This window comes from Kibdelosporangium philippinense (genome assembly GCF_021390435.2).
Lineage (GTDB): Bacteria > Actinomycetota > Actinomycetes > Mycobacteriales > Pseudonocardiaceae > Kibdelosporangium > Kibdelosporangium philippinense.
Genome location: NZ_JAJVCN010000003.1, coordinates 626550 through 651381, shown reverse-complemented (window position 1 = coordinate 651381; position 24832 = coordinate 626550). Strand labels below are relative to the sequence as shown.

General features: G+C 63.7%; 21 protein-coding genes. 11 read left to right on the top strand and 10 right to left on the bottom strand.

Features of this window, described 5'->3' with window-relative positions; translation table 11 throughout:
- Positions 1–36 precede the first annotated feature (36 nt).
- From LWC34_RS34930 to LWC34_RS34920, 3 genes are all read left to right on the top strand, one after another.
- Positions 37–3345, top strand: a complete 3309-nt coding sequence (locus LWC34_RS34930) for a GH92 family glycosyl hydrolase (RefSeq protein WP_504925754.1) — start codon at positions 37–39, stop codon at positions 3343–3345.
- A gap of 87 nt (positions 3346–3432) precedes the next feature.
- Positions 3433–4347, top strand: coding sequence for an ABC transporter ATP-binding protein (locus tag LWC34_RS34925; RefSeq protein ID WP_233729528.1), 915 nt, complete (start codon positions 3433–3435; stop codon positions 4345–4347).
- Positions 4344–5387 carry an ABC transporter permease gene (locus LWC34_RS34920; protein WP_233729527.1) on the top strand — a complete coding sequence of 348 codons (1044 nt, stop codon included), beginning with the start codon at positions 4344–4346 and terminating at the stop codon, positions 5385–5387. Before LWC34_RS34925 ends, LWC34_RS34920 begins: the two co-directional genes overlap by 4 nt.
- On the opposite strand, the gene LWC34_RS34915 is transcribed toward LWC34_RS34920, so the two are convergent.
- Together LWC34_RS34915 and LWC34_RS34910 are read right to left on the bottom strand one after the other, a co-directional pair.
- Entirely contained in the window at positions 5384–7933 is a 2550-nt protein-coding gene (locus LWC34_RS34915; RefSeq protein WP_233729526.1) for an AfsR/SARP family transcriptional regulator, read from the bottom strand. The two genes, LWC34_RS34920 and LWC34_RS34915, sit on opposite strands and share 4 nt — an antisense overlap.
- Positions 7934–8113: 180 nt before the next feature.
- A complete protein-coding gene (locus tag LWC34_RS34910) occupies positions 8114–8503 on the bottom strand; it encodes a phage holin family protein (RefSeq protein ID WP_233729525.1) in 390 nt (129 codons plus the stop codon).
- A 143-nt stretch (positions 8504–8646) separates the two neighbouring features.
- On the opposite strand from LWC34_RS34910, the gene LWC34_RS34905 reads away from it, so the two are divergent.
- Positions 8647–9354: a sensor histidine kinase gene (locus tag LWC34_RS34905; protein WP_233729524.1), complete on the top strand. Its 708-nt coding sequence runs from the start codon at positions 8647–8649 to the stop codon at positions 9352–9354.
- A gap of 43 nt (positions 9355–9397) precedes the next feature.
- Here LWC34_RS34905 and LWC34_RS34900 read toward each other — a convergent pair whose 3' ends face one another.
- From LWC34_RS34900 to LWC34_RS34890, 3 genes are all read right to left on the bottom strand, one after another.
- Positions 9398–10354 carry a tetratricopeptide repeat protein gene (locus LWC34_RS34900; protein WP_233729523.1) on the bottom strand — a complete coding sequence of 319 codons (957 nt, stop codon included), beginning with the start codon at positions 10352–10354 and terminating at the stop codon, positions 9398–9400.
- 79 nt (positions 10355–10433) lie between these two features.
- Positions 10434–11291: an SCO6745 family protein gene (locus LWC34_RS34895; RefSeq protein ID WP_233729522.1), complete on the bottom strand. Its 858-nt coding sequence runs from the start codon at positions 11289–11291 to the stop codon at positions 10434–10436.
- The gene (locus LWC34_RS34890; protein ID WP_233729521.1) at positions 11278–11577 is read right to left on the bottom strand and encodes an MTH1187 family thiamine-binding protein; all 300 of its coding nucleotides are present in this window, start codon (positions 11575–11577) and stop codon (positions 11278–11280) included. The genes LWC34_RS34895 and LWC34_RS34890 overlap by 14 nt, the downstream gene beginning before the upstream one ends.
- A 58-nt stretch (positions 11578–11635) precedes the next feature.
- On the opposite strand from LWC34_RS34890, the gene LWC34_RS34885 reads away from it, so the two are divergent.
- Entirely contained in the window at positions 11636–12139 is a 504-nt protein-coding gene (locus LWC34_RS34885) for a MarR family winged helix-turn-helix transcriptional regulator (RefSeq protein WP_233729520.1), read from the top strand.
- A 17-nt stretch (positions 12140–12156) separates the two neighbouring features.
- Positions 12157–12669 carry a DinB family protein gene (locus tag LWC34_RS34880; protein ID WP_233729519.1) on the top strand — a complete coding sequence of 171 codons (513 nt, stop codon included), beginning with the start codon at positions 12157–12159 and terminating at the stop codon, positions 12667–12669.
- A 768-nt stretch (positions 12670–13437) separates the two neighbouring features.
- On the opposite strand, the gene LWC34_RS34875 is transcribed toward LWC34_RS34880, so the two are convergent.
- The 3 genes from LWC34_RS34875 to sthA all read right to left on the bottom strand — a co-directional run bounded on the left by LWC34_RS34875 (position 13438) and on the right by sthA (position 17820).
- A complete protein-coding gene (locus LWC34_RS34875; RefSeq protein WP_233729518.1) occupies positions 13438–14886 on the bottom strand; it encodes a neutral zinc metallopeptidase in 1449 nt (482 codons plus the stop codon).
- Positions 14887–14942: 56 nt separating this feature from the next.
- Complete coding sequence (locus LWC34_RS34870; RefSeq protein WP_233729517.1) at positions 14943–16337, bottom strand: neutral zinc metallopeptidase; 1395 nt, start codon at positions 16335–16337, stop codon at positions 14943–14945.
- A 79-nt stretch (positions 16338–16416) separates the two neighbouring features.
- A complete protein-coding gene (sthA, locus tag LWC34_RS34865) occupies positions 16417–17820 on the bottom strand; it encodes a Si-specific NAD(P)(+) transhydrogenase (protein WP_233729516.1) in 1404 nt (467 codons plus the stop codon).
- Between the two features lie 166 nt (positions 17821–17986).
- Here sthA and LWC34_RS34860 point away from each other — a divergent pair, with 166 nt between their 5' ends.
- Positions 17987–19897 (top strand): bacteriocin-associated integral membrane family protein, encoded by a 1911-nt coding sequence (locus tag LWC34_RS34860; RefSeq protein ID WP_233729515.1) that lies wholly within the window; start codon positions 17987–17989, stop codon positions 19895–19897.
- A 39-nt stretch (positions 19898–19936) separates the two neighbouring features.
- Positions 19937–20545 (top strand): ABC transporter ATP-binding protein, encoded by a 609-nt coding sequence (locus tag LWC34_RS34855; protein WP_233729514.1) that lies wholly within the window; start codon positions 19937–19939, stop codon positions 20543–20545.
- A 42-nt stretch (positions 20546–20587) separates the two neighbouring features.
- Here the strand turns inward: LWC34_RS34855 and LWC34_RS34850 are convergent, their stop codons facing one another.
- Positions 20588–22249, bottom strand: a complete 1662-nt coding sequence (locus tag LWC34_RS34850) for an NPCBM/NEW2 domain-containing protein (RefSeq protein WP_233729513.1) — start codon at positions 22247–22249, stop codon at positions 20588–20590.
- 230 nt (positions 22250–22479) lie between these two features.
- Here LWC34_RS34850 and LWC34_RS34845 point away from each other — a divergent pair, with 230 nt between their 5' ends.
- From LWC34_RS34845 to LWC34_RS34835, 3 genes are read left to right on the top strand one after another with little or no spacing between them, the layout of a single operon-like run.
- Positions 22480–23106: a hypothetical protein gene (locus LWC34_RS34845; protein WP_233729512.1), complete on the top strand. Its 627-nt coding sequence runs from the start codon at positions 22480–22482 to the stop codon at positions 23104–23106.
- A gap of 5 nt (positions 23107–23111) precedes the next feature.
- Entirely contained in the window at positions 23112–23483 is a 372-nt protein-coding gene (locus LWC34_RS34840) for a hypothetical protein (RefSeq protein ID WP_233731038.1), read from the top strand.
- Positions 23401–23670 carry an RICIN domain-containing protein gene (locus LWC34_RS34835; RefSeq protein ID WP_233730936.1) on the top strand — a complete coding sequence of 90 codons (270 nt, stop codon included), beginning with the start codon at positions 23401–23403 and terminating at the stop codon, positions 23668–23670. Before LWC34_RS34840 ends, LWC34_RS34835 begins: the two co-directional genes overlap by 83 nt.
- A 166-nt stretch (positions 23671–23836) precedes the next feature.
- Here the strand turns inward: LWC34_RS34835 and LWC34_RS58240 are convergent, their stop codons facing one another.
- Complete coding sequence (locus LWC34_RS58240) at positions 23837–24832, bottom strand: helix-turn-helix transcriptional regulator (RefSeq protein ID WP_233729511.1); 996 nt, start codon at positions 24830–24832, stop codon at positions 23837–23839.

The window sequence follows — 24832 nt, the reverse complement described above, 5'->3', positions numbered from 1 at the left end:
GCGATCGGGCACATGGCACGCAGAGCGGTCAGGCACATGCCGCGGACAGCGATCGGGCGAATGTCACCCTGGTGGCAAATGCCAGGCAGTAGGTGGTTGGCGGCGGCGGTGACTATGGCGGTCGCATGGAGTGCGGTTTCAGCTCCCGTGGCCATTGGCCAGGCTTCAACAGCCATAGGCCAGTCGCAGGCTGCTGTCGAGGACCTGGCTCAACTCGTCAATCCGTACATCGGGACCAAACCTGGGGGACCTGATCACGGCACTGGCGGCGGAGCGGGCAATACCTTTCCGGGTGCGGTTGTGCCCTTTGGGATGGTTCAGTGGAGTCCGGATACCGTCACACATCAGCACGGCGGCTATTTCTACGACGACAATCGCATCAAAGGGTTCAGCCTGACCCACCTGTCGGGCGCTGGATGCAGCACCTACCAGGACATTCCGTTCATGCCGTTCGTCGGCCAGGTGACCACGTCCCCGGCGACAGACCCCAACCGGTACATCTCCAAGTTCAACCGGGCCAACGAAACCGCAGCCGCTGGGCATTACAAAGTTGGCTTGGATTCTGGGGCGAAGGTCGAACTCACGGCCACGCAACGGACGGGCGCCGGGCGGATGCAGTTTCCGGTCGGGGCGACGGCGACAGTGCTGGTCAACACTTCAGGCTCAGTCGCGGGCACGGATGACGCCGAGACGATTATCGGGACTGACTCCATCAGTGGTTGGGCGACGAGCGGTAGGTTCTGCGGAGCGGACCATCGCTACCGCGTTTACTTCCACGCTGAGTTCGACCGGCCGTTCGAGGCGGTTGGCACTTGGAAGAACGGCAAAGTGACGCACGGGCAACGGGTTGAGCGCGGTGGCGCATCGCCCAAGGTGGACCTGGAAGCGACTCAGAAGACCGCGGAACCAAAAACTCGCAAGCCCGTAACCCTGGACACCACTGTCTCTGGTCCGGGTTCTGGCGGATTTGTCACGTTCGATACGTTCGAGAACGACACCGTCAATGTCCGGGTTGGACTGTCCTTTGTGTCCACTGATGGGGCCAAGGGGAATCTGGCGACCGAGAACGGCAGCTTTGAGCAGGTCAGGGATGGCGCACGGGCCGCTTGGAACGCCAGGCTCAACCAGATTCAGGTCAAGGGTGGCTCGATCGACGAGCGGACCACTTTCTACACCGCGCTCTACCATTCCCTTATCCAGCCGAACGTCTTCTCTGACACTGATGGCAAGTACGCCGGGTTCGACGGGCGCGTCCACACCACGGACAGACCTGTGTACACGAACTTCTCTGGTTGGGATGTCTATCGTTCCCAGTCACAGTTGCTTGCCTTGTTGGCGCCTCAGGAGGCCTCGGATATCGCGCGGTCGATGATGTTGTACGCCGAACAAGGTGGGGCTTGGGATCGTTGGACTGTCGCGAATGGATATACCGGTGTGATGAACGGGGATCCGTACCACATCATCGTTTCCACCGCGTATGCCTTCGGGGCCAGGGACTTCGATGCCGCCAAGGCGCTTCTGCTCATGCTGAGAGGCGCGACGCAGCCGACTCAGGGATACGTCGAACGCCCAGGGCTTGAGGATTACCAGAAGCTGGGTTACATCCCGATGGGTGCGCCCGATGTGTGGGGTCCGGCCGCGACCACTTTGGAATACACCAGTGCCGACTTTGCCATCGCTGAACTCGCACGCAGGCTCGGCGACGGCGCCACTTGGAGCACGTTCATGAAACGCGCCCAGAACTGGCAGAACCTCTACAACCCTGGCAACGGATATCTCAACCCGCGCACCAAGGATGGCTCGTTCGTGCAGCCGTTCAATCCGGCCAGTGGGGATGGTTGGGTTGAAGGTAATGGCGCCCAATACGCGTGGATGGTTCCGTACAACCCGCGTGGTCTGTTCAACGCGTTCGGCGGGAACGCGACCGTTGTCGATCGGCTTGATACGTTCTTCAAGGAGCTCAACGCCGGGCCGAACAGGCCGTTTGCCTTCATGGGCAACGAACCCAACTCGCACGTCCCCTGGCTGTACAACTACGCTGGCGCGCCGCGGAAGACACAGCAGATCACCCGCAAGGTACTCGCAGACTTGTACAGTCCCAAGGAGAACGGGCTTGTCGGCAACGATGACCTTGGGCAGTTGTCGTCCTGGTATGTCTGGGCGGCGATGGGGATGTATCCGATGATTCCTGGCCGGGCCGAGCTCGTCCTCAATGGACTTTTGTTCGACGAGATCGTGGTTACCAGGGCTACCGGAGTCAAGCTTACTATTCGTGGCAAGGGGTCGAAGGAACCATATATCTCGGAAGTCCTTTTCAATGGTCGGCCCTCCACGAGGACGTGGCTTCCTGAGTCCTTTGTGGAGCGTGGTGGCACGGTTGACTTCACCATGTCCGAGACGCCGACTGCTTGGGGAACAGGACCTGGTGACGCGCCGCCGTCGTTCCGGGACGGCGAGGTTGGGCAACGAGGGTATGTCTCACCGGCGAAGATCTTGATTCCGGCCGGGACAACCGGATTCGTTGAGATCGGTGCGCAGGATTTCTCCGGCGATGGCGCCCGGGTGACGTGGACTGCTCCTGGGCCGTCTGGGATCTCGGTCATTCCTGGTGGCAGCGAGGTGATCGTGCCGCCAGGCGTCAGGGCGGGCCGATCGGTCGCGGTCCGGGTCGAACCCGGCACGCCGGAGGCCACTTACCAAGTGGTTGTTCAGTTCACTGGGCCGCAGGGCGTCCTGCAGAGCGCGCCCCTGCAGATCCTGGTCGCCCAGCCGGGCAGCCTGCGATCGGTCTACAACAATGTTGGGATATCGCCGGACAACGCGATGGCGAGCGCGAACTTCGACAACGTCGGGTTCAGTTACTCGGCCAATGCGTTGTTCAACGCTGGTTTGAAACCGGGCGGAACGGTCACAGTGGACGGTCTGACGCATACCTGGCCGGTTACCGCGGTCGGTGAGCCGGATAACGTGATCGCGGGTGGACAAACAGTGAACGTCCCAGCGGCGGCTGGCGCGACCAAGCTCGCGTTCCTCGGCAGTGCGGCCAATGGGACTGCCTCCGGCACGTTGACGATCACCTACACCGACGGATCCACGCAACAGGCCCAGGTCGGGTTCTCCGACTGGACCCTCGGTGGTGGCGGGCAGCAGCCGTCGTTCGGCAACCGGAAGGCCGTCACGTCTTCGTATCGCAACTCTGTCAATGGATCTTCGCAGGGGCTGAACACCTATGTGTTCGCCACTGAGCCCGTCGCGCTTGATCCGTCCAAACAGGTCAAGGGCGTGACGCTGCCGTCTTCGGTGTCCGGTGGGACGTTGCACGTGTTCACGGTTGCCGCTGGATAGTCCGAATGGTGTAACCAAAAGACTGATATTTGTCCTGACAGTGCCGCCTCGCGAGATATCGCGCGCGAGGCGGGCTACCTTGCAGGCATGACCGGGAACGGGGGAGACGCGATCGTCGTCTCTGGCATACGCAAGCGTTACGGTGACCTCGCGGCCGTCGACGGCGTGTCGTTCACCGTGGCCGAAGGCGAATTCTTCGGCATCCTTGGCCCGAACGGCGCTGGCAAGACGACGACGCTGGAGATCGTCGAAGGGTTGCGCGAACCAGACGATGGCAGCGTGACGCTACTCGGTGAGAACCCGTGGCCACGCAAAGTGCGGTTGTTGCCACGGATCGGCGTGCAACTGCAGGCGTCGGCGTTCTTCGAGAAGCTGACCGCACGGGAGCAGCTCGAGACCTTCGCGTCGCTCTACGGTTGCGGCACCAAGAACATCGACGACATGCTCGAAGTCGTTGGCCTTACCGAGAAGGCGAACACACGGGAGGACAAGCTTTCCGGCGGGCAGCGGCAGCGGTTGTCGATCGCGTGCGCGCTGGTGCACGATCCGGACATCGTTTTCCTCGACGAGCCGACGGCCGCGCTTGATCCGCAGGCGCGACGCAATCTCTGGGACGTGCTGCGTGAAATTCGATCGCGGGGCAAGACAATCGTCTACACAACGCACTACCTCGATGAGGCCGAAGTGCTGTGCGACCGGGTGGCGATCATGGATCACGGCAAGATCCTCGCGATGGACACGCCTGCCGCGCTGGTCCGCGGGCTGGACGCGCCCACACATATCCGGCTGGAACACGGTGTGCTGCCTGTGGACGAGGTTCGCGGGTTCACCGGTGTCGACGAGGTGCACGACGACGGCGACACGTTGACGATTGCCACTCGCACGCCCGCGCCGGTGCTCAGCGCGTTGGCCGAGCGCGGAACCCTTGATGGGCTTCAGGTTCGTACTGCGACCCTCGAAGACGTGTTCCTGGACCTGACCGGACGGGAGTATCGGGCATGAACGCTTTCAAGAGCCTGTCCATCGCCGGTGCCAAGAGTTTCATCAGGGACAAGGCTGCGGTGTTCTTCATCCTGTTGTTCCCCCTGATGTTCCTGGTCATCTTCGGGCTGTTGTTCCGGGACTCGGGTACCGACAAGGTCAAGCTCGGGGTGGTCGGTGACGGCCCGGTCGTCCAGTCCTTGCAGCAGGTTCAGGTCGTCGAGCTGCAACGGTTCGACACCGAGGCCGCGGCCGTCGAGCAGGTGCGGGCCGGTGAGCTGCCTGGCGTGGTGATCGAGAACGGTACAGACGTCCAGTTGCGGTTCGCCGCGAGTGACCAGAACCAGTCCGGGATCGTCAACGGACTTGTGTCCAGTGTGGTCGACAAGGCAAACATCGCGGCCACCGGTCAGCCACCCCGGTTCACCTTCCAGCCGAGTCAGGTCGAGGACGCGTCGCTCAGCCCGATCCAGTACCTGACCCCGGGAATCCTGAGTTGGGCGGTGGCGTCGGCCGGTGTCATCGGTGCGGCGATGACGTTCGTGCAGTGGCGCAAGAAGCAGGTGCTGCGGCGCCTGTGGCTCGCGCCGGTGTCGCCGACGGTTGTGCTGATGTCCCGGATCGGCGTGACGTTCGGTATCGCGATCACGCAGGCCGTCGTGTTCGTCGGCATCGCCAGCCTGCCGGTCTTCGGCCTCAAACTCGCGGGCACGTGGTGGTTGTCGATCCCGATTTTCCTGTTCGGGACACTCGCGTTCTTCGCGATGGGCATGCTGATCGGCGCGTTCGCCAAGTCGGAGGAAGCCGCGAACGGCGCGTCGCAGATCGTGGTGCTGCCGATGGCGTTCCTGTCCGGCACGTTCTTCCCGATCGAGCGAGCACCCGGGTGGCTGCAGACCGTGTCGAACATCCTCCCGCTGCGGCACATGAATACCGGGATGCAGGACTTCCTGGTGCGTGGCAAGGGGTTCGAGGCGTTGCTGGTGCCCAGCGCCATCCTGATCGGGTTCACGTTGGTGATCGGGTTCATCGCGACAAGGGTGTTCCGCTGGGATTCCTAACTCACCGCGAACTCCACTGCCGCCGCCAAACTCATGCTCGCCCCTCTTTCGTAGGCGGCGTCGAATTCGGTGTCGCCCAAGGCCTGCCTGACCTGTTCGGCACGTCGGTGGTGGGCCTCGTCGATGCTCGGGAGTCTGAGCCCAACATGCGGTTGTATCCGGCTGACGATCCCGAACAGCGTTGCCACGCGGGTATTGTCCCCGGTGGTCAACGCCAGTAGGCCGACAGCGGCAGCGATGCCCAGCAGGTCGTGACGGGATTCCTTGACCCGCAAGGACTCCCGGGCAAGTGCTGCCGCTGCCGCTGGTGAGCCCTTGCGGGCCGCGACTACGCCCTGGGCGAGCAACACATACGCCAGTGACCACTTTTCGCCATTGCTCTCGCAGATATCCCGTGCTTCCCGGCACCGCGTCTCCGCGCGCGAGTCGAACACGAGTGTGCGGGCGATCATGGCCATGACCAAATTGGACCCTAGGGCGGGCCCGATGGCCTCGTCCAACAATACCGCGGCTTCTTCATGCTTGCCCTCGAACAGTGCGGTCACCCCAAGGGCATAAGTCGCGTGGGCCAGTGATGTTTCGTCTGCCTCGGCGTCAACTTGAGCCAGCAGTTGCCGGGCGGCTTCCGTTTTACCTTGCAGTGCCGTGATGTATCCGTTGACCCATAATGCTTTCCATCGGTCGGTGGTGGCTTGCCGGGTTGCGGACAGTCCCCAGTCCAGCCAATGCTGGGCTTCGGCCAGCATTCCGTTGCCGACCCAGTGGAACCACAACGCCGCCGCCAAACGCAGACCAGCGGGTGATTCGCCGGGTTCGGTCAGGCAGAATTGCAGCGCCGCACGGAGGTTCGCGTGATCAAGCCGGGTTCGTGCCGCCACTTCGGTTTGTGCTGGGCTGAACCACTGCTGCTCCCGTTGCTCGGCAACGGTCAGATACCAGTTGCGATGACGTCTTCGAACCAAGGGCTGCTCACCGGCTTGCCACAGCTGTTCCCTGCCGTATTGACGCAACGTCTCGGGTAATCGGAAACGGATCGGGCCGTAGGCTTCCGCCCGGACCAGAATGGCCTTGTCCACCAGGCCGTCGAGCACGTCCAACACCGTATCCAGTGGGATGTCGTTGTATCCTGCACACACGTTCTCCACAGCCACCAGGTCGAACGTGTCCTCGAACACCGACATCCGGCGCCACAACAGCCGCTCGGCCGGTGAGCAGAGTTCGTAGCTGAAGTCCACAATGGCCCGTACGGCCGGTTTGGCCCGGATCATGCCGTCCAGCCGCGCGACCAGATCCGGCAACGGGAGCTCACGCAATTGCGCGGCAGCCAGTTCGAGCGCAAGCGGGACGCCCTCAAGCCTGCAACATAACGAAATGACTGCTTTGCGGTTGTCGGAGGTCAGCGAGAAGTCGTGCGGTGCTCGTTGCAGGAACAGGGTTACGGCCGGAGAGTCGTTTTCGTCGGGTTCCGGCACGGGTAAGGGTTTCACGTCGTAAATCTGTTCGGTCTCGATCTGCAACGGCACTCGGCTCGTGACCAGGATCCGCAAGTCTGGTGCGGCGTGCAGCAATGTGTCCACGAAGAACGCACACGCCGGCGCGACCTGTTCGCAGTTGTCAAGCACCAGCAATGCGACTTTGGCTTGGAAATGCGACGTGAGCACGGTCGTCATGCTCCGGCCCGATTGGTCGTGCAGCTCCAACGCGGCCGCGACTGTATGCGCCACGAGGCCGAAGTCGTGCAATGCGGCCAATTCCGCGAACCACACGCCGTCCGGGTACGAGGATTGGTTGCAATGCGCCACTTGTGCCGCGAGCGTGGATTTTCCGACTCCGCCGACCCCGGTCAACGTGGTCATCCTGCCGTTGGCCAGCAGCCATGTGACCTCTTGGACGTCCGTGTCGCGGCTGATCAGGCTGATCGTCTCGGGTGCGGTAACGGGCGGTTCGCCCGCAAGGTCGATCGCCGGGTCGCTGTCGTGAATGGCGGCGTCGAGCTCGCTGAGCAGTGCGGTCACCTCGACTTGCGCTCGTACCGCCAGCACGTTTTCCCTGATGGCAAGCAGAACTTCGGTCAGGCGCGCGGATTCGGCTTGGGCCCATGGAGTTTGCACGCAGCCGATCAGCGGTTTACCGCGCCATAACTTGACTGCCTCGGCCAGAGTCCTTGCTACCTGCGGAAAATCGCCTGCGTTGAGGTGTCGGCGGCCCATTCGTGCCAGTGTTTCGAAACGTACGGAATCGACGGACGCGGGCGCGACCGTGAGGCAGTAGCCTGCGCCGTCGGTGTTGATCAGGCCGTCGAGCCCGGCCGTCCGCAGTTCACGCCGGAGCCGCGCGATGTGGCTGTGCAGCGTCTTCACCGCGGTGATGGGAAAGGCCTCGCCCCACAACGCCTCGATCAGTTCGTGTACTGGCACTTGCTCGCCCGGTGTGGTGGCCAGACGCGCTAGCAATGTCCGCTGGTCGCCGCCGTTCACGGTGACCGGACCTGCCTGTGTGGTCAGCCGGATGGGACCGAGGAGCAGAATCGCGACGTCGTCGCGCATGTGGCACTTCCTCCTGCCGAACTGGCGAAGGTATGTGAGACAACCATTGCCATGACAGGACGGCTAGGGCCGAACAAGTGACGCGGATACTCGATCGAGTGAAGCGTTGGTCAGGGCTTTTCCAAGCGCGACAACGGTATGACGCCTGCTCGCGCGCCAAGCGCGAGCAGGCGTGCCGAGTCACCGGCCCCGGCCGGTCAGCTTCTTGAGGTGCAGCGGAAGCGTCAGCACGAAGCTGACCAGTGCCACGATGATCGCGCCGAGGAAACCGGCCCAGAACCCGGTGACCTCGAACGGCAGGTCGAGCTCGCCGGCCAGCCAGCCGGTGAACCAGAACAGCAGGCCGTTGACAACCAGCCCGATCAGTCCGAATGTCAGAATGTAGACAACGCAGCCGGCGATCTTGGCTATCGGCTTGAGAATCAGGTTCACAAGGCCGAAGAGCACCGCGATGCCGATCAGCGTGCCGATCTTGGCAGCCGTCGACGCGGTGAGCAGGTTGATCCCCGGCAGGATGGTCGCGGCCCATACGGCGACGGCCGAGGCGAGTACTCGATAGACGAATTCCACGCCGCCACCCTCTCATCTTCGCGCCGAGTTCGCCGACCTTGTCTTGGTTTGCCCCCGAATGTGGCATTTTCCGACGACACGATAGAAGTGCGAAACCGCGATTGTCGTATGCCATCGGGGGTTATTGGCCGTACTTTTGTGGAGTGACCGTTGCGGTTCTCTTCGCCGTGACCGCTTGTGCGGTAGTGGCACTGAAGTTCGGCCTGGCTACGTGGGCTTGGCTTGGTGTGCTGTGCGCGGCATTTCTGCTTGGCATTTCTGTCGGTCGGCGGACTGCCGTTGTCGCTGTTGTGGTTGCGATCGCCGGATTTGCCGTCGCCGCGCCATTTGTGGTGGATTCGCGGTGGACCGGGATTGGTCCGATGATCCCAGCGGCTCTGCTTGTCGGCACGGCCGTCGGCGCATTCGTGCGCGGCAGGCGTGAACTCGCATCGGCCCGCGCGGAACGCATCCGCCAGGACGAGCGGCTGCGAATGGCGCAGGAAGTGCACGAACTCGTGTCCCAGCTGCGTGATCCGGTCAGCGATCTGGACAGGCTGCTCGACGACCGGGTCGAGGTCACGGTGATCGGCGAGCGAAGACCGTTACCCGCGACGGTCGACGTGACGGTCTACCGCGTCGTCGAGGAATCGCTTGCCAACGCTCGGAAGTACGGGACCGGATGGGTCCAGCTGAGCATGGAGTACCAACCGGACCAACTCGTCATCGAGGTCCGCAACGAACGTTCCGGCACGAACATGCGCGGCACCGGCTACGGCCTGATCGGCATGCGGGAACGAGTGGCCCTTGTGGACGGAAAACTCAGCGCGGGCCCGGAGGGCAAGCACTTCGTGGTCCGCGCGGTGCTGTAAAAGCTGCCGCCGCGGGCGAAACCCGCAGCGGCAGTCCGTCCATCTAGAACAGCGCGCTGGCCAGGTCGCGGCGCGCCTTGGCCACCCTGGGGTCGTCGCTGGGAAACAGCCCGAACAGCTCGACCAGGTGCGAGCGCACCTTGTCACGCTCGTCGCCCGACGTGCCGCGCACGGTGTTGATCAGGCGCGCGAACGCCTCTTCGACCTGCTGCAACGCCACCTGCACATCGGCCGCGGCCAGCTGGGCCTCGACGTCCGACGGGTCGGCGTCCGCCTTGCCGATCGCCGACGGGTCAGCCGACTCCGCGCGAGCGGTGAACTTCACCTGCGCGAGGGCCGCCTTGACCTCCTCGTTGGCCGGTTCGACGTCAAGGATCTGCTGGTACGCCCGTTCGGCTGCGGCATAGTCGCCCGCTTCGAGCGCGTCCTCGGCAGCGATGATCCGAGGGTCGGTCGGCTCCTCGTACACCTCTTCGACGGCATCGCCCTGCGTGGCGGCGGCCTCGGCGGCCGCGATGCCCGGCAGGCGGTCACGCAACGCGTCCAGCAGCGCGCCGATCCACTGGCGGATCTGCGGCTCGGGCTGCGCGCCGGAGAACGCGTCGACCGGCTGGCCGCCCGCGATCGCCACGATCGTCGGGATCGACTGCACACCGAACAGCTGCGCGATGCGGGGGTTGGCGTCGACGTCCACCTTCGCCAGCACCCAGGCGCCGCCGCTCGCGTTGGCCAGCCGCTCGAGCACGGGGGACAGCTGCTTGCACGGGCCACACCATTCGGCCCACAGGTCGACGACCACCGGGACCTGTAGCGAACGCTCGACCACGTCCGCCTGGAATGTCGCCTCGGTGACGTCGAAGACGAACGGGCCGCCCGCCGCGGGCGCGTCGCTACCGCCCGCTGGCGCTGCCGCCGCAGGCTTGCTGGGCGCCTGACGTGCGGCATCCGCCCGCGCCTTGAGCGCCGACAGATCAACGGCGCCGGACAGAGCCGCGGACATGGCGGCCGTCTGACGTGGATTTGGCCTTGTCACATATCTATCCTGGCACGTTCCGCTGCCCAGGTCAGGGCGGGCCGCCTCACAACCGCTCCAGTTCCTTGGCGATGTCGAGCGACATGGGGTTCTGGCGCATCGCCCCGTTTTGCTCGCCAAGTGCGCGAGCCATCGGCGTCAGCAGCTCGGCCAGCCGGTCCGTCTTCGCTTGACCAAGCGCTTGCCACGGAGCCTCGGCGGCCTCGTCCGTCCGGCGTTCGATGTCCGTCCGCAGATCGAGCCCGGCCTGCGTGATTACGCCGTCTTCAAGGAGGCCGCGGTCGGCAAGGCGCTGCCCTGCCTGCTCCCATTCCTGCTCTGACCAGCCACGAGCCGCCCTCATGTACGCGGGGTCGAGGCCCTGGTCCACGCTGAACAGCACCAGCGTCTCCACCGGGTCCAGCGCGGCCGCCACAAGGACGGCGACATGCCCGTCACCTCGGGATTCACGCAGGGTGGTGGCCGCTTGCCACAGCTTGAGCAGCGGCTTGTCCGGCACCGGGAGGATCGCGTTCGCCGCGGCCAACGGGCGGCCCGCGGTGGGCGTGTTGTCCGCCGCTTCCTGGGCAAGTTCGGCAGCCTCTGTCACATCGACGTCGCCGAGCATCCGCCGCAACGCGCCCTCGGCGCCTTTCAGCCGGATCTCCAGGAACTGCTCGGGCGAGGCGACCTGCCACGCGTCCGGGATCGCACGGCGAACCATCGACGGGCGGAAGTTGTAGAACGACGAGATCACTATCTCGGGCGCGACCGCGCCGAGCGGCGCCGCCCGCATGCCGAAGTACCCCATCCAGCCGCCTTTGCAGCCAAGCGCGTCGGTCTCGGCGCGGGATTCGGGCGTGAAGTACGTGACATCGTGGTACGTCTCGAACAGCGGCCACATCCGGCGGCTAGTCGTCGGCAATGTGCTGCTCCAGACGTTCGACCTTGGCCGTGATCTGGCCGGTGTAGCCGGGCCGGATGTCGGCTTTCAGGACGAGGCTGACGCGCGGGGCGTCGGCCTGCAGGACCTCGACGGCCTGCTTGACCACGGCCATCACCTCGTCCCACTCGCCCTCGATCTCGGTGAACATCGCGCTCGTCCGGTTGGGCAGGCCGGAGTCACGGACGACCTTGACGGCCTGAGCGACCGCCTTGGCCACGCTGTCGGACTCACCGCCGAGCGGCGAGACGCTGAACGCCACAAGCATGTGGCACTCCTTTCCACGTTGCTGTCCGTATGGATACCGCCTGGTAGCTTTTTGCGCCATGACGTCACGCCCGCTGCCGTTCGACCCGATCGCCCGTGCGGCTGAGATCTGGGAGGAGCGCATCGGCCCGTCCGAGGCGATGGCGGCAGTCACCAGCGTCATGCGGGTCCAGCAGATCATCCAGTCGGCTGTGGACGGCGCGCTACGTCCGCACGGCCTGACTTTCGCCCGCTACGAAGCCCTGGTGCTGCTGTCGTTCTCCAAGCGCGGCAGCCTGCCGATGCGGGTGATGGGCGAGCGGCTGCAACTGCACCCAACGAGCGTGACGAACATCGTGGACCGCCTCGAAGCCGACGGCCTGGTGAAGCGAACCCCGCATCCAACTGACCGCCGCACGACGCTGACGGAGATCACGGAAGCTGGCCGGGAACGACGCGAAGCTGCCACGAAAGCGGTAACCGAAATCGACTTCGGCCTGCGTGGCCTGACCGCAAGGCAGACCAAGCAACTGTCGGATCTCCTTGCCCGCGTGCGGAAATCGGTCGGCGACTTCGCCGACTGAATGATTGACTGCCCGGCATGTCTTGGAGAGCTCCCGAAGTAACCCGGCCGCGGCCCTCGTTGGTAGCCGACGAACGCGCGAACCTCCTGGGATTCCTGGAGTTCCACCGTGCGACCTTCCTGTGGAAGTGCTCCGGCCTGACCGGGGAGCAGTTGGCGCTTCGCGCGGTTCCGCCGTCGACGTTGTCGCTACTGGGTTTGGTGCGCCACATGGTCGACGTCGAGCACGCTTGGTTCGTGCATCAGGTGGGCGGCCAGCCGGTCCGATTCCACTTCTTCCACACCGAGGACATCGAGTTCACCGAGGCCACCGCGGACACGGCTGAGTACGACTACGGCCTGTTGATCAAATCGATGGAAGAGGCCAGGGACGTGTTGGATGGGGTTTCCCTCGACCACACCTTCGAGCACGAGCGGCACGGGACGATGAACACGCGATGGGTGATGACGCACATGATAGAGGAATACGCGCGCCACTGCGGCCACGCGGACATCCTGCGTGAGCAAATCGACGGCACGACCGGAGAATGAACAGCGGGACACGCGCGTTTTCACATGTGTACGCGTGTGCACGCGCGACCTCGCGTGTCCACCGGCTCCGTCATGGTGTGTTGAACACGCGAGCGGCGCACAACGGCGATCCGGCCGCGCTGGAAGCGAGTCGAGCAGTTTGACACACCGTGACGGAACGGTGGACACGCGCCAGGGCGGTGCATGCGAGACACCGTGCAGTGGAAGCCCTGACTTTTACGGCCCGGCGATACCGACAGGCCCGGCCCCTTCGGCTGGCTTCGAGGTCCAGCCGGGTTGGTTGGGGTGATCTTCCGCGTGTCCGCCCCACCGGCACGGCGAGTCAAACTGCTCGACTCGCCACCAGCCTGGTTGCTCGCCGCCGTGCGCCGCTCGCGTTCAACACGCCATGCCGGAGCGGCAGACACGCGCGGGCACCCGTCGCTGACTCCCCGCCTGTTCGCTTCGCTCACGGCGATACGTCATTGTGCTACCGGGTGCACGCCGCACATTCCAGGCCCAACCCTTTATCCCCTCGATCAACGTGAGCTAAGCCGCCCAACCCCTCAACCAAGGTGGGCAAACCACCCAACCCTCGACCAAGGTGGGTATGCCGCCCGACCTCTCGACCAAGGTGGGTATGCCGCCCGACCTCTCGACCAAGGTGGGTATGCCGCCCAACCCTCGATCAAGGTGGGTGTGCCGCCCAACCCTCGATCAAGGTGGGTGTGCCGCCCAACCCTCGACCAAGGTGGGTAAGTCGCCCAACCTCTCCACCGCGCCGGTATGTTATGCGAACCTGGCGGTACATTCTTTTGCGTTTACGTAGCCGAGTCGGAAGGCTTCTACTCGGGCGAAGCCTGCCTTTACGGGATTTCCGTTGATGTCGGCTGCGATCAGGCTTTTGCCCATCAACATCTCTGCCACTGCTTCGTCTAGGTCGCCGGGGGACAATCGGAGCTTGTTTTGGCCGTCTCCTGGCTTTTCTGCTACGTGTGCCCATGCTCCGGTCAGGCATGCGGTTCGCAGGGCTGCTTTCTCGTCATCGAGGCTCAGGCCGACCGATTTTTGGATCGACATCGTGTATCGCGATGCGATTTCCGCGAAGGCCGCGAAGTCGCCGATGCCTGATCCGTCCGCGCCTGGTTCCTGGCCTCGTTTCGGTGGCGTGCCGAGGCTTGTCAGCTTGGCGAGGTCGTATACGACCGTGTTGTCCTCAGGGCAGTAGGCGACGGGATCGGTTGCTTTTCCGCTTGGGCACTTCGAACCGTTGCCTTTCAGCTGTGGCAGTTGGGTTCCGCTTGTGGTGAAGGCTTCGTCCAGGCTGATTTTGATCTTGCGGACGTATTCTTCGTTCACCGGCAGGTTGCCGCGGCGGTAGTCTTCCTCGGCGAACTTCTGCTCGCTGATTCGCTCGTCGATCTCTTTCTGGTCCATCCGCGCGCACCGCTTCGGGCCGTTGGAAAAGCCCATCTGGAAGGCGAAAACGCGGTCCCATGCCAGTCCGTGCGCGCCTTGCTTGTTGGCGTCCGTGCCTGCCGGGTCGCGGATGAAGAACATGGTCGCGAGTACCTTGTTGATGCCTTCGCCGGTGGAGATCTGGAACCGCTTGGAGTTGCCGTCGGCGATCCACCGGAAGAAGCTGCCCGCGTAGCAGTCGGCCTGCTGCTCCTTCACGATCGTCTTCGTCGCCTGCGTGATCCCGCTGCGGCCGCCGAGTTTGAACTGGACCGCGTGCCCGGTCTCGTGGGCGAGCACAGTCACCACGGACATCGCCCCGAACTGCTTGCTCAGCTCGGGCAACAGCACGCCGCGGTCCCACGCGATGCTGTCGTCAAGGCTGCAGTAGAAGGCGTTGATCAGGCCTGACGTCGAGGTCTGGCACAACCTGAGCGCCTTGCCTTTGGAGTCGTAGGAGACGAGACGGGCCAATGGCGTGAACTTCTGGCCGTCGAAATCGGCGGGCATCCGCGTGCCCCAGTATTCGTAGAGGTCAGCCAGGGCGCCAAGGGCCAGCTGGTCCATGTCGCCGTTGTCCGCGTTCTCGGCGGTGATGTCCACCTTCGGCGCGTTTTGGCGAGGCCCGCTTGGCACCGAGTCGTCGTTGGTCACGGCAAGACCGGCGACCGTGCCCGCATCGATCTCGCCTTCGGCTCTCGGCACGCCTGGCGTTGCTTTGGCGCAACTGACCAGCACAAGAGCGACTAGGGCGAGTGCAATGGGGAGGTATGACCGCACGGAGGGCACCCTACTGGCCGCTTCAACGGGCCGTGCCGCAATCGGTCATATCGGTGTCACGTGAGGTTGCACGACTTCAAGCCATCGACAGCGCCCACGCGGAACGCGGCGACACGTTCGAAGCCGGTTCCTGGCGACTTGCCCTCGACATCGCGCGCCGGATAGTCGACGCCCAGCAGCACCTGCACGGCCTCATCCAGGTCACCCGGCGACAGCGCGAACACGTTGTTGCCGACCCGGTTGAGCAGGGACTTGCTGTACGCACCCGAAACGCACAGAGCCGATCGTTGCGCCTCGACCCCGGTGAGCGGCTTGTCCAAGGCAGCGAGCATGACCATGGCAAAGCGGCTGCTCACGATGGTTCCGGTGGCCCAGTCGCCGATCTCGGTGTGCATTTCCGTGAGTCTGCCTCTGACCTGCATGTCGATCGTGCGGTCATCCGGGCAGTACGCCACCGGGCCCTGGTCGCCCCTTGTGCATCGCGGCGCGCTGTTCACGCGGTCGATCGTCGGCTTCGACCACTGCTTGCCCAAGGTGGTCAGCTCGCGCTGCATGAACTGGTTGATGTCGGTTTCCAGCAGCCGGACCGTGTCGTCGAACGGCAGGTTGCCGCCGCTGGCCTGGTCTTCTTCGCTCAGGAACCCGCGCTGCGTGAACGCGCGGTTCTCGACCGAGATGTCCGCGCAGAGCTCGGTGCCCTTCTCGAAACCGTCCTGGAATGCCGAAACACGGTCGAACGCGTCGCCGTGCGCGCCCTGGGCGGTCTGTTCCGTGCCGACGGGGTCGCGGAACAAGACCATTGCTTCCAGGGCGGGGTCCAGCGCGTCGCGGTCCAGCCGCAGGCGGTCGGCTTTACCGTCGGACACCCAGCGCACGAATGCGCCCGCGTAGCAGTCGGCCTGTGATTCCAACAGGATCGTGGGGTAGCGCTGTGGGTCGTTGCGCTGGGCGGACTGCGTGATTCCCGCGCGGCGCTGGACCGCGTGGCCCATTTCGTGCGCCAGCACCAACATCACGGCCGCTTCGCCGAATCTGTTCTTCAGCACCGGCAACAGTGCGACCCGGTCCCACGCGATGATGTCGGCCGACGGGCAGTAGAACGCGTTTCCTTCGACGTCCGATGCCTGATCCGTGCACGGCGGCGCTGGGGCGGTCTTGTCGCTCGTGTCGACCGAGTAGTAGCCGCCGCGAAGGGGCTGCCATCCCTTGTTTCCGAAGGTCTTGGGATACGCCTGCAGCCAGAACTTCTCGACGTCCTTGACCACGGTCCCGGCGAGTTTGTCGATCGCGCCGCCGTCGGAGTTGTTGATGAACCCGGTGCCGACGTCGGTTTGGTCGGGGGCGAGCACACGGCCGCTACCGAGCGCGACACCCTCGACCTTGATCGTGCACGCGGACAACACCAGTGCAAGCGCCAGCACAGCACTGGCTACGCCGAATGACCGAGTCACCCCTCAAGTGTGCCCGTTCTCGCTCACCAAGGGGCGCCCGACCATGCGCCTGACCGATATCCGCGCCCGAAAGTGCAGATCAGGTACGGAAGCGGTCCAGTGCCCTGATCTTGTTCGTGGCGTCGAGCGCGGCGACCTTGTACGCCTCCGACAGCGTCGGGTAGTTGAAGATCGCGTCGACGAGATAGTCGACCGTGCCGCCGCAGCCCATCACGGCCTGCCCGATGTGCACCAGATCCGTTGCGCCAGTGCCGAACACGTGCACGCCGAGCAGTCGATGGTCCGATGTGGACACAAGCAGCTTGAGCATTCCGTATGAGTCACCGGCGATCTGTCCACGCGCGAGTTCGCGGTACCGTGCCGTACCGGTCTCGTACGGCACTGCTGACGTGGTCAGCTCGGCCTCGGTCGCGCCGACATAGGAGATCTCCGGAATCGTGTAGATACCGATAGGTTGCAGCGCCCCAAGTTCGTGCGCGGGCTCACCGAACGCGTGATACGCCGCCAGCCTGCCCTGATCCATCGAAGTCGCGGCCAGAGCGGGGAATCCGATCACGTCACCGACCGCGTAGATGTGGTCGACCGAGGTCTGGAAGTGCGGGCCGACCTCAAGCCTGCCGCGTTTGTCCGCCTCGAGACCGGCTTTCTCCAGATCGAGCTCGTCGGTCATGCCCTGGCGCCCGGCCGAGTACATCACCGCTTCCGCCGGGATTCGCTTGCCGCTGGCCAGCGTGGTGACCGTGGCCGTGTCGTTCACGGCAACGTCGACGACCTTCTCGCCGAACCGGAAAGTCACCGCCAAGTCCCGCAGGTGGAACTTGAGCGACTCGACGATCTCCGGATCGCAGAACTCCAGCATCCGTTCCCGCTGCTCAACGACGGTCACACGAGAGCCGAGCGCGGCGAACATGGACGCGTATTCGATGCCGATCACGCCGGCGCCGACCACGACCATGGACGCCGGAATGGTCTCCAGCTGCAGGATCTCGTCCGAGTCGAGCACCCTGGCCTCGTCGAAGTCGACCGCGTTCGGCCGTGCGGGCTTGGTCCCGGTGGCGATGACGATCTTGTCGCCGCTGATCGTCGTCCGTGCCCGTCCCTCGACCGCGACCGTGTGCGGATCGACGAATCTGGCGAATCCGTCGATCAGTTCGACGTGGTTGCGCAGCAACTGCGCACGCACGACCTCGACCTCACGGCCGATCACGTGCTGCGTGCGAGACAGCAGGTCGGCGATGGTGATGTCCTGCTTGACGCGGTAGCTCGCGCCGTAAAGCTCTCGCTGGTTCATACCCGTCAGGTAGAGCACCGCCTCGCGCAGTGTCTTCGACGGGATCGTCCCCGTGTTGACGCACACGCCGCCGATCATGTCGTGCTTGTCCACGACGGCGACGCGTTTGCCCAGCTTGGCGGCGGCGATCGCGGCCTTCTGGCCACCAGGCCCCGAGCCGATCACGATCAAGTCATAGTCGTGCGCAGTCACGCCCTACAGCCTGCCTTATCCGAGCCCGCGGTGTACCCGACATACCCCGAGCCGCCCAAGATCGTGAGGAAGTCGGTTATGTCACATTGTTTCCGTTATTGACTGTTCCTGATCGTGATCGCAGTAACGTGGCGCAGCTTCGCTAGCGAAGGTCGGGGAGGGCCGGTTGCACAAGCGTGTCGTCATAGTTGTCGCAGGCGCGTTGTTCGCGCTGCTCGCAGTGATCGCGGCGATCGTCACCGATTTGCTCGATCGAGAATTCCCGCAGGCCATCGGCGTGCAGAACAGGGTGGGCCTCGATTTCAGCGGCTCCCGGCTCGGCGACACGGCGGCATTCGCACGGCTGGCCGAACTTGACGCACGCTGGGCTCTCGGTCTTGTCAAAGTCGCGCCTGACCTGGTCGAGGACCGTGACGCGCAGATTTTCGTCGGCGTCAATGACTCTGGTTTGCCTGCCGAGTTCCAGTGGTTTGGTGGCGGCACCACCGGCAAGGTCGTCGGCCCTGCACGGCTCGTGAACTCGTACCCCAATGGGAGCTACCTCGTCACCGGCGATGACACGCACCTCGCTGAATTCCTTGCTGTACTGGGCGGCGACGGCGTCAAGGTTCGCCAGAGTGCGGCTTCCGTTGGTGAAAGCCTGGAATTCGTTGTGCAGGAAGGAAGTTTTCTCGCTGCCGTGCTCGCTGTGTTCGCATTGATCGCGGCGATGGCGTTGTTCTGGTTGTCGATGAAGGCGCGGGGACGTGCGCTGCGAGTGCTCGGCGGCAGCCCTTCCTTGCGGATCCAGGTTCAGGACCTTGGCGGATTCCTTGGCGCGCTGCTGATTTCGGCGACCGTTGTCACCATTCTGGCCTCTGGTTACGTGGGGCTTGTGCGCGACTGGGTTTACGTCCCGGTGTTCCTCAAGGCGCTGGTCGGACTTGAGGTCGCGGTTATCGCCGCGTCCTTGCTGGCAGCGGTCGCGATGTCCGCTTCGGCTTGGCCGAGCGCGACCATGCTCGCCACCAGGCAGCCCGCGGTGCGGAGCCTGCGTTCGGCGGCGGTCGTGATTCAGGCGCTGACGTTTCTGCTGGTGGTGGGCGCGGCTGGGCCCGCGTGGGCGGCTTACCAGAACTCGGCGGCAACGGCTGCCGAGGCAGCGCAGTGGAAACGGCTCGCCGACCAGGTCGGACTGGTTTTCCCGATAGATATGGTCAGCGTCGAACCGCGGATCGGTCAGATGATCAAGGATGCCGAGTCGGTGAACGCGGTGGCGGTTTCGTACACGTTCGAGAAAGACTCGCATTCGTTGACCTCACCGGTTTCTTTGGTGAACCAGCGTTGGCTCGATCTGATGGCGAGCGGCTCCACCCTCACTCCAGTGCCGTACAGCGAGGTCGAGAACACGGTTGTGCCCGCGCTGGCGCCGCAATTCGATTTGTTCGCGCGAGCTGGAAAGACGGGTGCTGAGCTGCTCAGCGGGTTTCAGTATCTGCGACCGGCCAACGGGTTCAAGCTGCCAGTGGCCGGTGGCGGGGGCGGCAACTTGCAGTTCTCGGACGATGTGCTCGTCGCGGTGATGCCGAGTGTCCATGCGGCTATTGATGACTCGAACCTGACATCTATGGTCTCCACCCTCAACGTCATGTTCACCGGGTTGGCACCGACGCAGCAATTGTTGGCGCGCAACGGTTTAGATACCCCTTCGCTGCGTGTCGTGTACGTCGCCGAAGATGGGATCCTGCGTGCGCAGTTCGCTGCTTATGTGGTGTGGTTGTTGAATTTGGCGCTGGTGGCGTTGGCGATCGCCTTTGCTGTTTCGGCCGGGGTCAGTGCCTTGATCACGGCTCTGCTGAATGCGAAACGTGATTTCCCTTTGCGCGTGGCTGGTTTGTCGTGGGCACGCATCTTGCAGAGCCGAGTGGCTCGGGAAGTCCTTGTCGGTGTGGGTCTTGCTTTGGCTGTTCTGTTGGTGCAAAGGCCTGATCTGGGCGCCATTCTCGTGGCCGCGGGGTTCGGTCTTGTCGTGGTCCCGCTGAGCCATTTGATCACCGTGCGTTGGTGTTTCGTCGGAGTCGGCCGTCGCCGGATGTGATCGGAGTTGCTGATGTTGGTTGAAGCCCAAGGAGTTTCGGTGGCGATCGGTGGTCGTCCCGTGCTCGCCGACGAATCCGTGCGCTGCTCACCCAGCACAATGACCGCCTTGGTCGGTCCGAGCGGATCCGGCAAAACCACCCTGCTGCACTGCCTCGGACTGTTGTTTCCTGTCACCAAAGGACGCATTGTGGTCGACGGGACCGATGTCACGAACTACAAGCCCGCGGCCCGGCGGCGGTTCTGGCGTGATCACGCGGCTTTCGTGCTGCAGGACTACGGAATCATGGACGAGGAAACGGTCGCCTTCAATGTGACGATGCAGTCGAGCATTCTGGGCAGGCGCGTCACCGGCGACCTGACCCGGATGTCCGAGGTGCTCGCGCAGGTTGGTCTGGAAGGACGTCAGAACGAGGCGGCCAGTCATTTGAGTGGCGGCGAGAAGCAGCGGCTCGCGTTGGCACGCGCGATGTACAAGCAGGCTCGGATCGTGTTCGTGGACGAACCGACGGCGTCCCTGGATGCGCTCAACCGCAAGAAGGTCATCGACCTGTTCGCCGACTTCGCCGCGAGTGGCTGCACGGTGATCGTGGCGACCCACGACCCTGAAATGATCGACGCTTGTGGCGCGCAGCATGGTGTGTCGTGAGTGGTTAGACGTGTTCTAACGCGTCTAACCACTCACGAGGGTCTAGCTGCAGGTTATGGTGGGGTTGGCCCAGTCGGCGTGGTCGTAGTTGATGGTGTCGCCGCCATTGGTGACGACGAGTCTTAGCTGTTCGGCATTGGTCAGGGAACCGGATAGCTGTTTGGCGGGTGTGGATCCGTTCATCGTGCTGCTGTCGGCGATCTTCGTGCCGTCTGCGAACACTTGGAAGACAACGGTTCCGTTGGATCCGGTGACTTCGTCGTCGATGCCTACAATTGTCGAGAATGTGCTACACGCTCGGCCGAGGTAGACCGACACCTCGCTGGCGGCGTGCACGCCAAGGCCCTTGGGATATGTGGTTCCGTTGATGGTCAACGTCTTTCCGTCACCCGCGGGTTTTTCGCCGTTGCTACGGTCTTTCTCCACCGGTCCCCAGCCGTTGCTTGCGGTGTCCCAGCTGAGGTCTGAAACCTGGTGGGTGCCTGCGGCCGGTGGCACGCGCACGCCTTTGCTTACCCGGTACATGACAGTGCCGTGTGCCGGGACTGATGCGCTGATCGTGCCGGTGGTGGACCGGGTCGTCTTCGACCACAGATCCTTGAGGTTGTAGGAAGTGGACTGTCCAATGCCGATCGCGTTTGCCGTTGTGCTGATGGTCTGCGTCGAGGAGTTGTTGTTGAACAACGCGACTGCGTAGTCCCCATTGGACAGTGGCTTTGAGATCACGTAGTTGTTTCCGGTCAGCGAGATTTGCTCGCCTTGAATGCCAAGGCGGTCCTGGTCGACGTCGATGACGTCTTTGTTGAGCAAGGTGGCGAAGTTCTCCTGGTTGACCTTGCGCAGGTCGGAACCGATCAGCAGGGGCGCGGCCATGATCGCCCATAGGCTGAAGTGCGAGCGGTACTCGGTCGGCGTCATGCCGCCGTTGCCGACCTCCAGCATGTCCGGGTCGTTCCACGCACCAGGCTTGGCGTATTGGGCCAACGGCAGGTTCTTCTTGAAGATGTCGACCATCTTTGAGTACGTATCGTTGATGTCACCCGTTGTGCGCCACAGGTTTCCGACGTTCTGCGCCCATTCCCACGGCTTGTTCTGGCCCCACTCGCAGATCGAGTAGACGATCGGCCGCCCGGTTGCCGCGAGCGCGTCCCGCATCTTGGTGTATCGCTGTTTCGCGTCCACGCCTTGGTTGTTGCAGTTGTCGTACTTCAGATAGTCGACACCCCAGGATGCGAACAGGTTGGCATCACGCTGTTCGTTGTTCAGTCCGCCGGGAAAGCCCGCCGTGTTGCAGGTTTTCGTGCCCGCACTGGTGTAGATGCCGAACTTCAAGCCCTTCGAGTGGACGTAGTCGGCGACGAACTTGATGCCGCGCGGGAACCGGACCGGGTCCGGTTCGAGGTTTCCTTGGGCATTGCGTTGGGTTTTTGCCCAGCAGTCGTCGAGGTTCACGTACTGGTAGCCGGCATCCTTGAGTCCCTTTGACACGGAGATGTCGGCCGTATCCATGACCATCTTCTCGTTGAACTCCGCACGGCAGTGGGTCGTGTTCCAGTTGTTGAAACCCATCGGAGGTGTGCGCGCGAGCCCGTTCTCCACGGCCTGTGCCGGGGCTGCGGTGATGACGGTGGCCGCGACCGCTGTCACGACGAATGAGGCTGATGTGGACAGTGCGGCCAGTGCCGCCACAAGTCTTTTGTGCATGGGCCGTCCCTTGACTCGGCTGGCAGGTGCGGGGCGGCGACAATGCACCCGAGTTCACGTTGAAGGTAGGCAGCGGCCGTGGTGCAGTCAAGGGCGTGGACTAGACCAACTGGGCGATGCCTCCGATGTCTGTGGGCGCAGTCGGTCTACGTAGCGGTACGTATTGTCCGTCGCCACGATTTCGCTCGACGATGGGAAAGCAATCAACGCCATCGATTCGGGAGGAATCTTTGCCGTCCTATCTCAGACGTTTCGCGCTCGGCATGACCGCGGCAGCGGTCGCCGCCGTCGCGATTCCGGCAGCTACCGCACAAGCTGATCCGCCGCCGACCCGCAATTGCAATCCGAATGTCGACACCGAGTGGTACGACGTTATTTCGGCGCAGGCCTCGCCAACCGTCACGCACTTCCGTGGCGTCGTCATCACGCCAGGTACGACAGGCAGCCGTACCGAGACCCTGACCAGGGTCGACAGCGTCACCACGTCGATCAACGCCAACACCGAGTTCAGCACGACCATCGGGCCGAAACTGTTCGCCAGCGTGACGTTGAAGGTCGGGTTTGCCGTGCAGAACTCGAGGTCCACAACGGACACCACGCAGACCGCGGTGACGTGGAACTTCAACGCCCCCGGCCAATACGGCCTGTACAAGGGAACCCGCCGGGTGATGGGTGAATGGTCGCGCCACATCTGCGCCCGGACCGGCAACTCGACCGGGGTATGGGTGAACACCAGCCCGGGCGGCCGTGAGTCGTTCGTGACGTTCGCCGACATCGAGGAAGGCACAGTGTCGTGCGCGAAGACCGAACCGCAAGGGTCTTTGCGGGACGCCGCCCGACGCAGGATCGGATGCTGATCGAAATGCCAGAAAGGACATCCATGCTGCGCAGAATCGCCGTTGCCATCGCGATCGTGCTGACCGCCGGAACGCTTTTCGGCGGGACGGTTTCGGCTCAGCCGATTCGCACCATTCCCGGTGTCGGCGGCGACATGACGTGTGATCTGGCCACGAACTACCGAATCAGGACCGCCGACGGTTACGCACTGCAGATCAGCCAGACCGCGCCGACCGGCCGCGTCATCCAGCACTGGGTCTGGGGCGGAACAGAAGTGGAAGGTCTGCAAGACCGCGGGCAACGACCCGAATTCCCTGTACACGTTCTGGAACCTGCACAACAAGAACTGCCTCAACATGTGGGCGGCCGTGATGGGCGACTGGGGCCAGTTCACTGAGGGTGAATGCGCCGCCGGGGCGCATCAGCGGTTCGCCAGGATCGTTGACGCGCCGAGCGGAATGTTCCTGTTGCAGGTCCAGCACAGCGGGAAGTTCATGTCGGTGCCGACCGGTAACAACTCGCTCAACGCGATCATGACGCAGTATTCGGATCAGGCCAAGCTGTTCTACCTCGAACGGGCCTGATGTGGCGAGGTTGTGCACCGGCGGGCCGCAAGCAACGGTCAACACGGTGTGCCGCAAAGGTGGACACACCGTTCAGGAACGGTGGACACGGTCTTCAGGAACGGTGGACACGGTGTGCCGGAACGGTGGACACGGCGGTGCGCAACCTCTGCATCCTTTACAACCTTTATTTTCCGAAGATTTCTGTTGCGGCTTCGGCTCGGTTTGTCACTCCGAGCTTGTTGTAGATGTTCTCCAAGTGCTTTTCGACGGTCCGCGTACTGATTCCCAGGACGTGCGCGGCCTGTGCACTTGTGCGGCCGTGGGTGACGAGCCACAGGACGTCCTGCTCACGGGCGGTCAGGACTCCGGTCCGGACCGCCGGGACGGTCGCGGTCGACTCGGACAGCAACAAGGCGGCCGAAGCGTGATGTCTGAACAACCGCACGGTCAACCGACGTGCGCCCCGGGCTGCCGTGTAGGGCTGCGGTGTGTGGCCTTGCGCGGCCAGCCAGGCGGCGAGCTCCTCCGGCAGGACGTCGCCTTCCTTGCCAGGCCTGCGGAAGTACGCGGTGAGCAGCAACCGGGCCGACCGGTTCGTCACCCGGATCTTGCCAAGCGGGCCAAGCAGGACAACGCCGTACGCGGTGTCGTCGATGCCCTCCAGCGCGGCCAAAGCCGTGTCGAACCACGAGGTCGCGGCCGCGGTGTCGACCAGATTGGCCAGGAACGGCCGTGTCATCCGGACGAACTGCTGTTCCGTGTCGGTGAAGTCGGTGCCGCCCCGGTTGAACACCAGGATGTCCGACACACCAAGCTCGCCGCGCAACCGGCAGATCATCTGGTAACCGATGCCAAGCGGCCGGTAGAAGTCCTGATATATCCCCAGGCCCCGCAGCTGGCGGACGGTCGCGACATCACTGAGCCTTGTCGCGTCCAGCTCACCGGTGCGCAGGTAGTGCCGAAACAGCGGATGCTTCGGCACATGCTGGACGAAGATTTCCTCGTACTCCCTGGTTACCCACGAGTCCGGCACCGACACTTGCTCGCTGCGGCCGTTGGCCTGGTCGATCGTCTGATAGGCGACGATGTCGCCGCCCACCACCTGCGTGACCGCCGTCAGGACCTGCCCGCGCACGTCACCCTCGCCCGGATTGCCCAGGACGCTGAGGAGTTTCTCCAC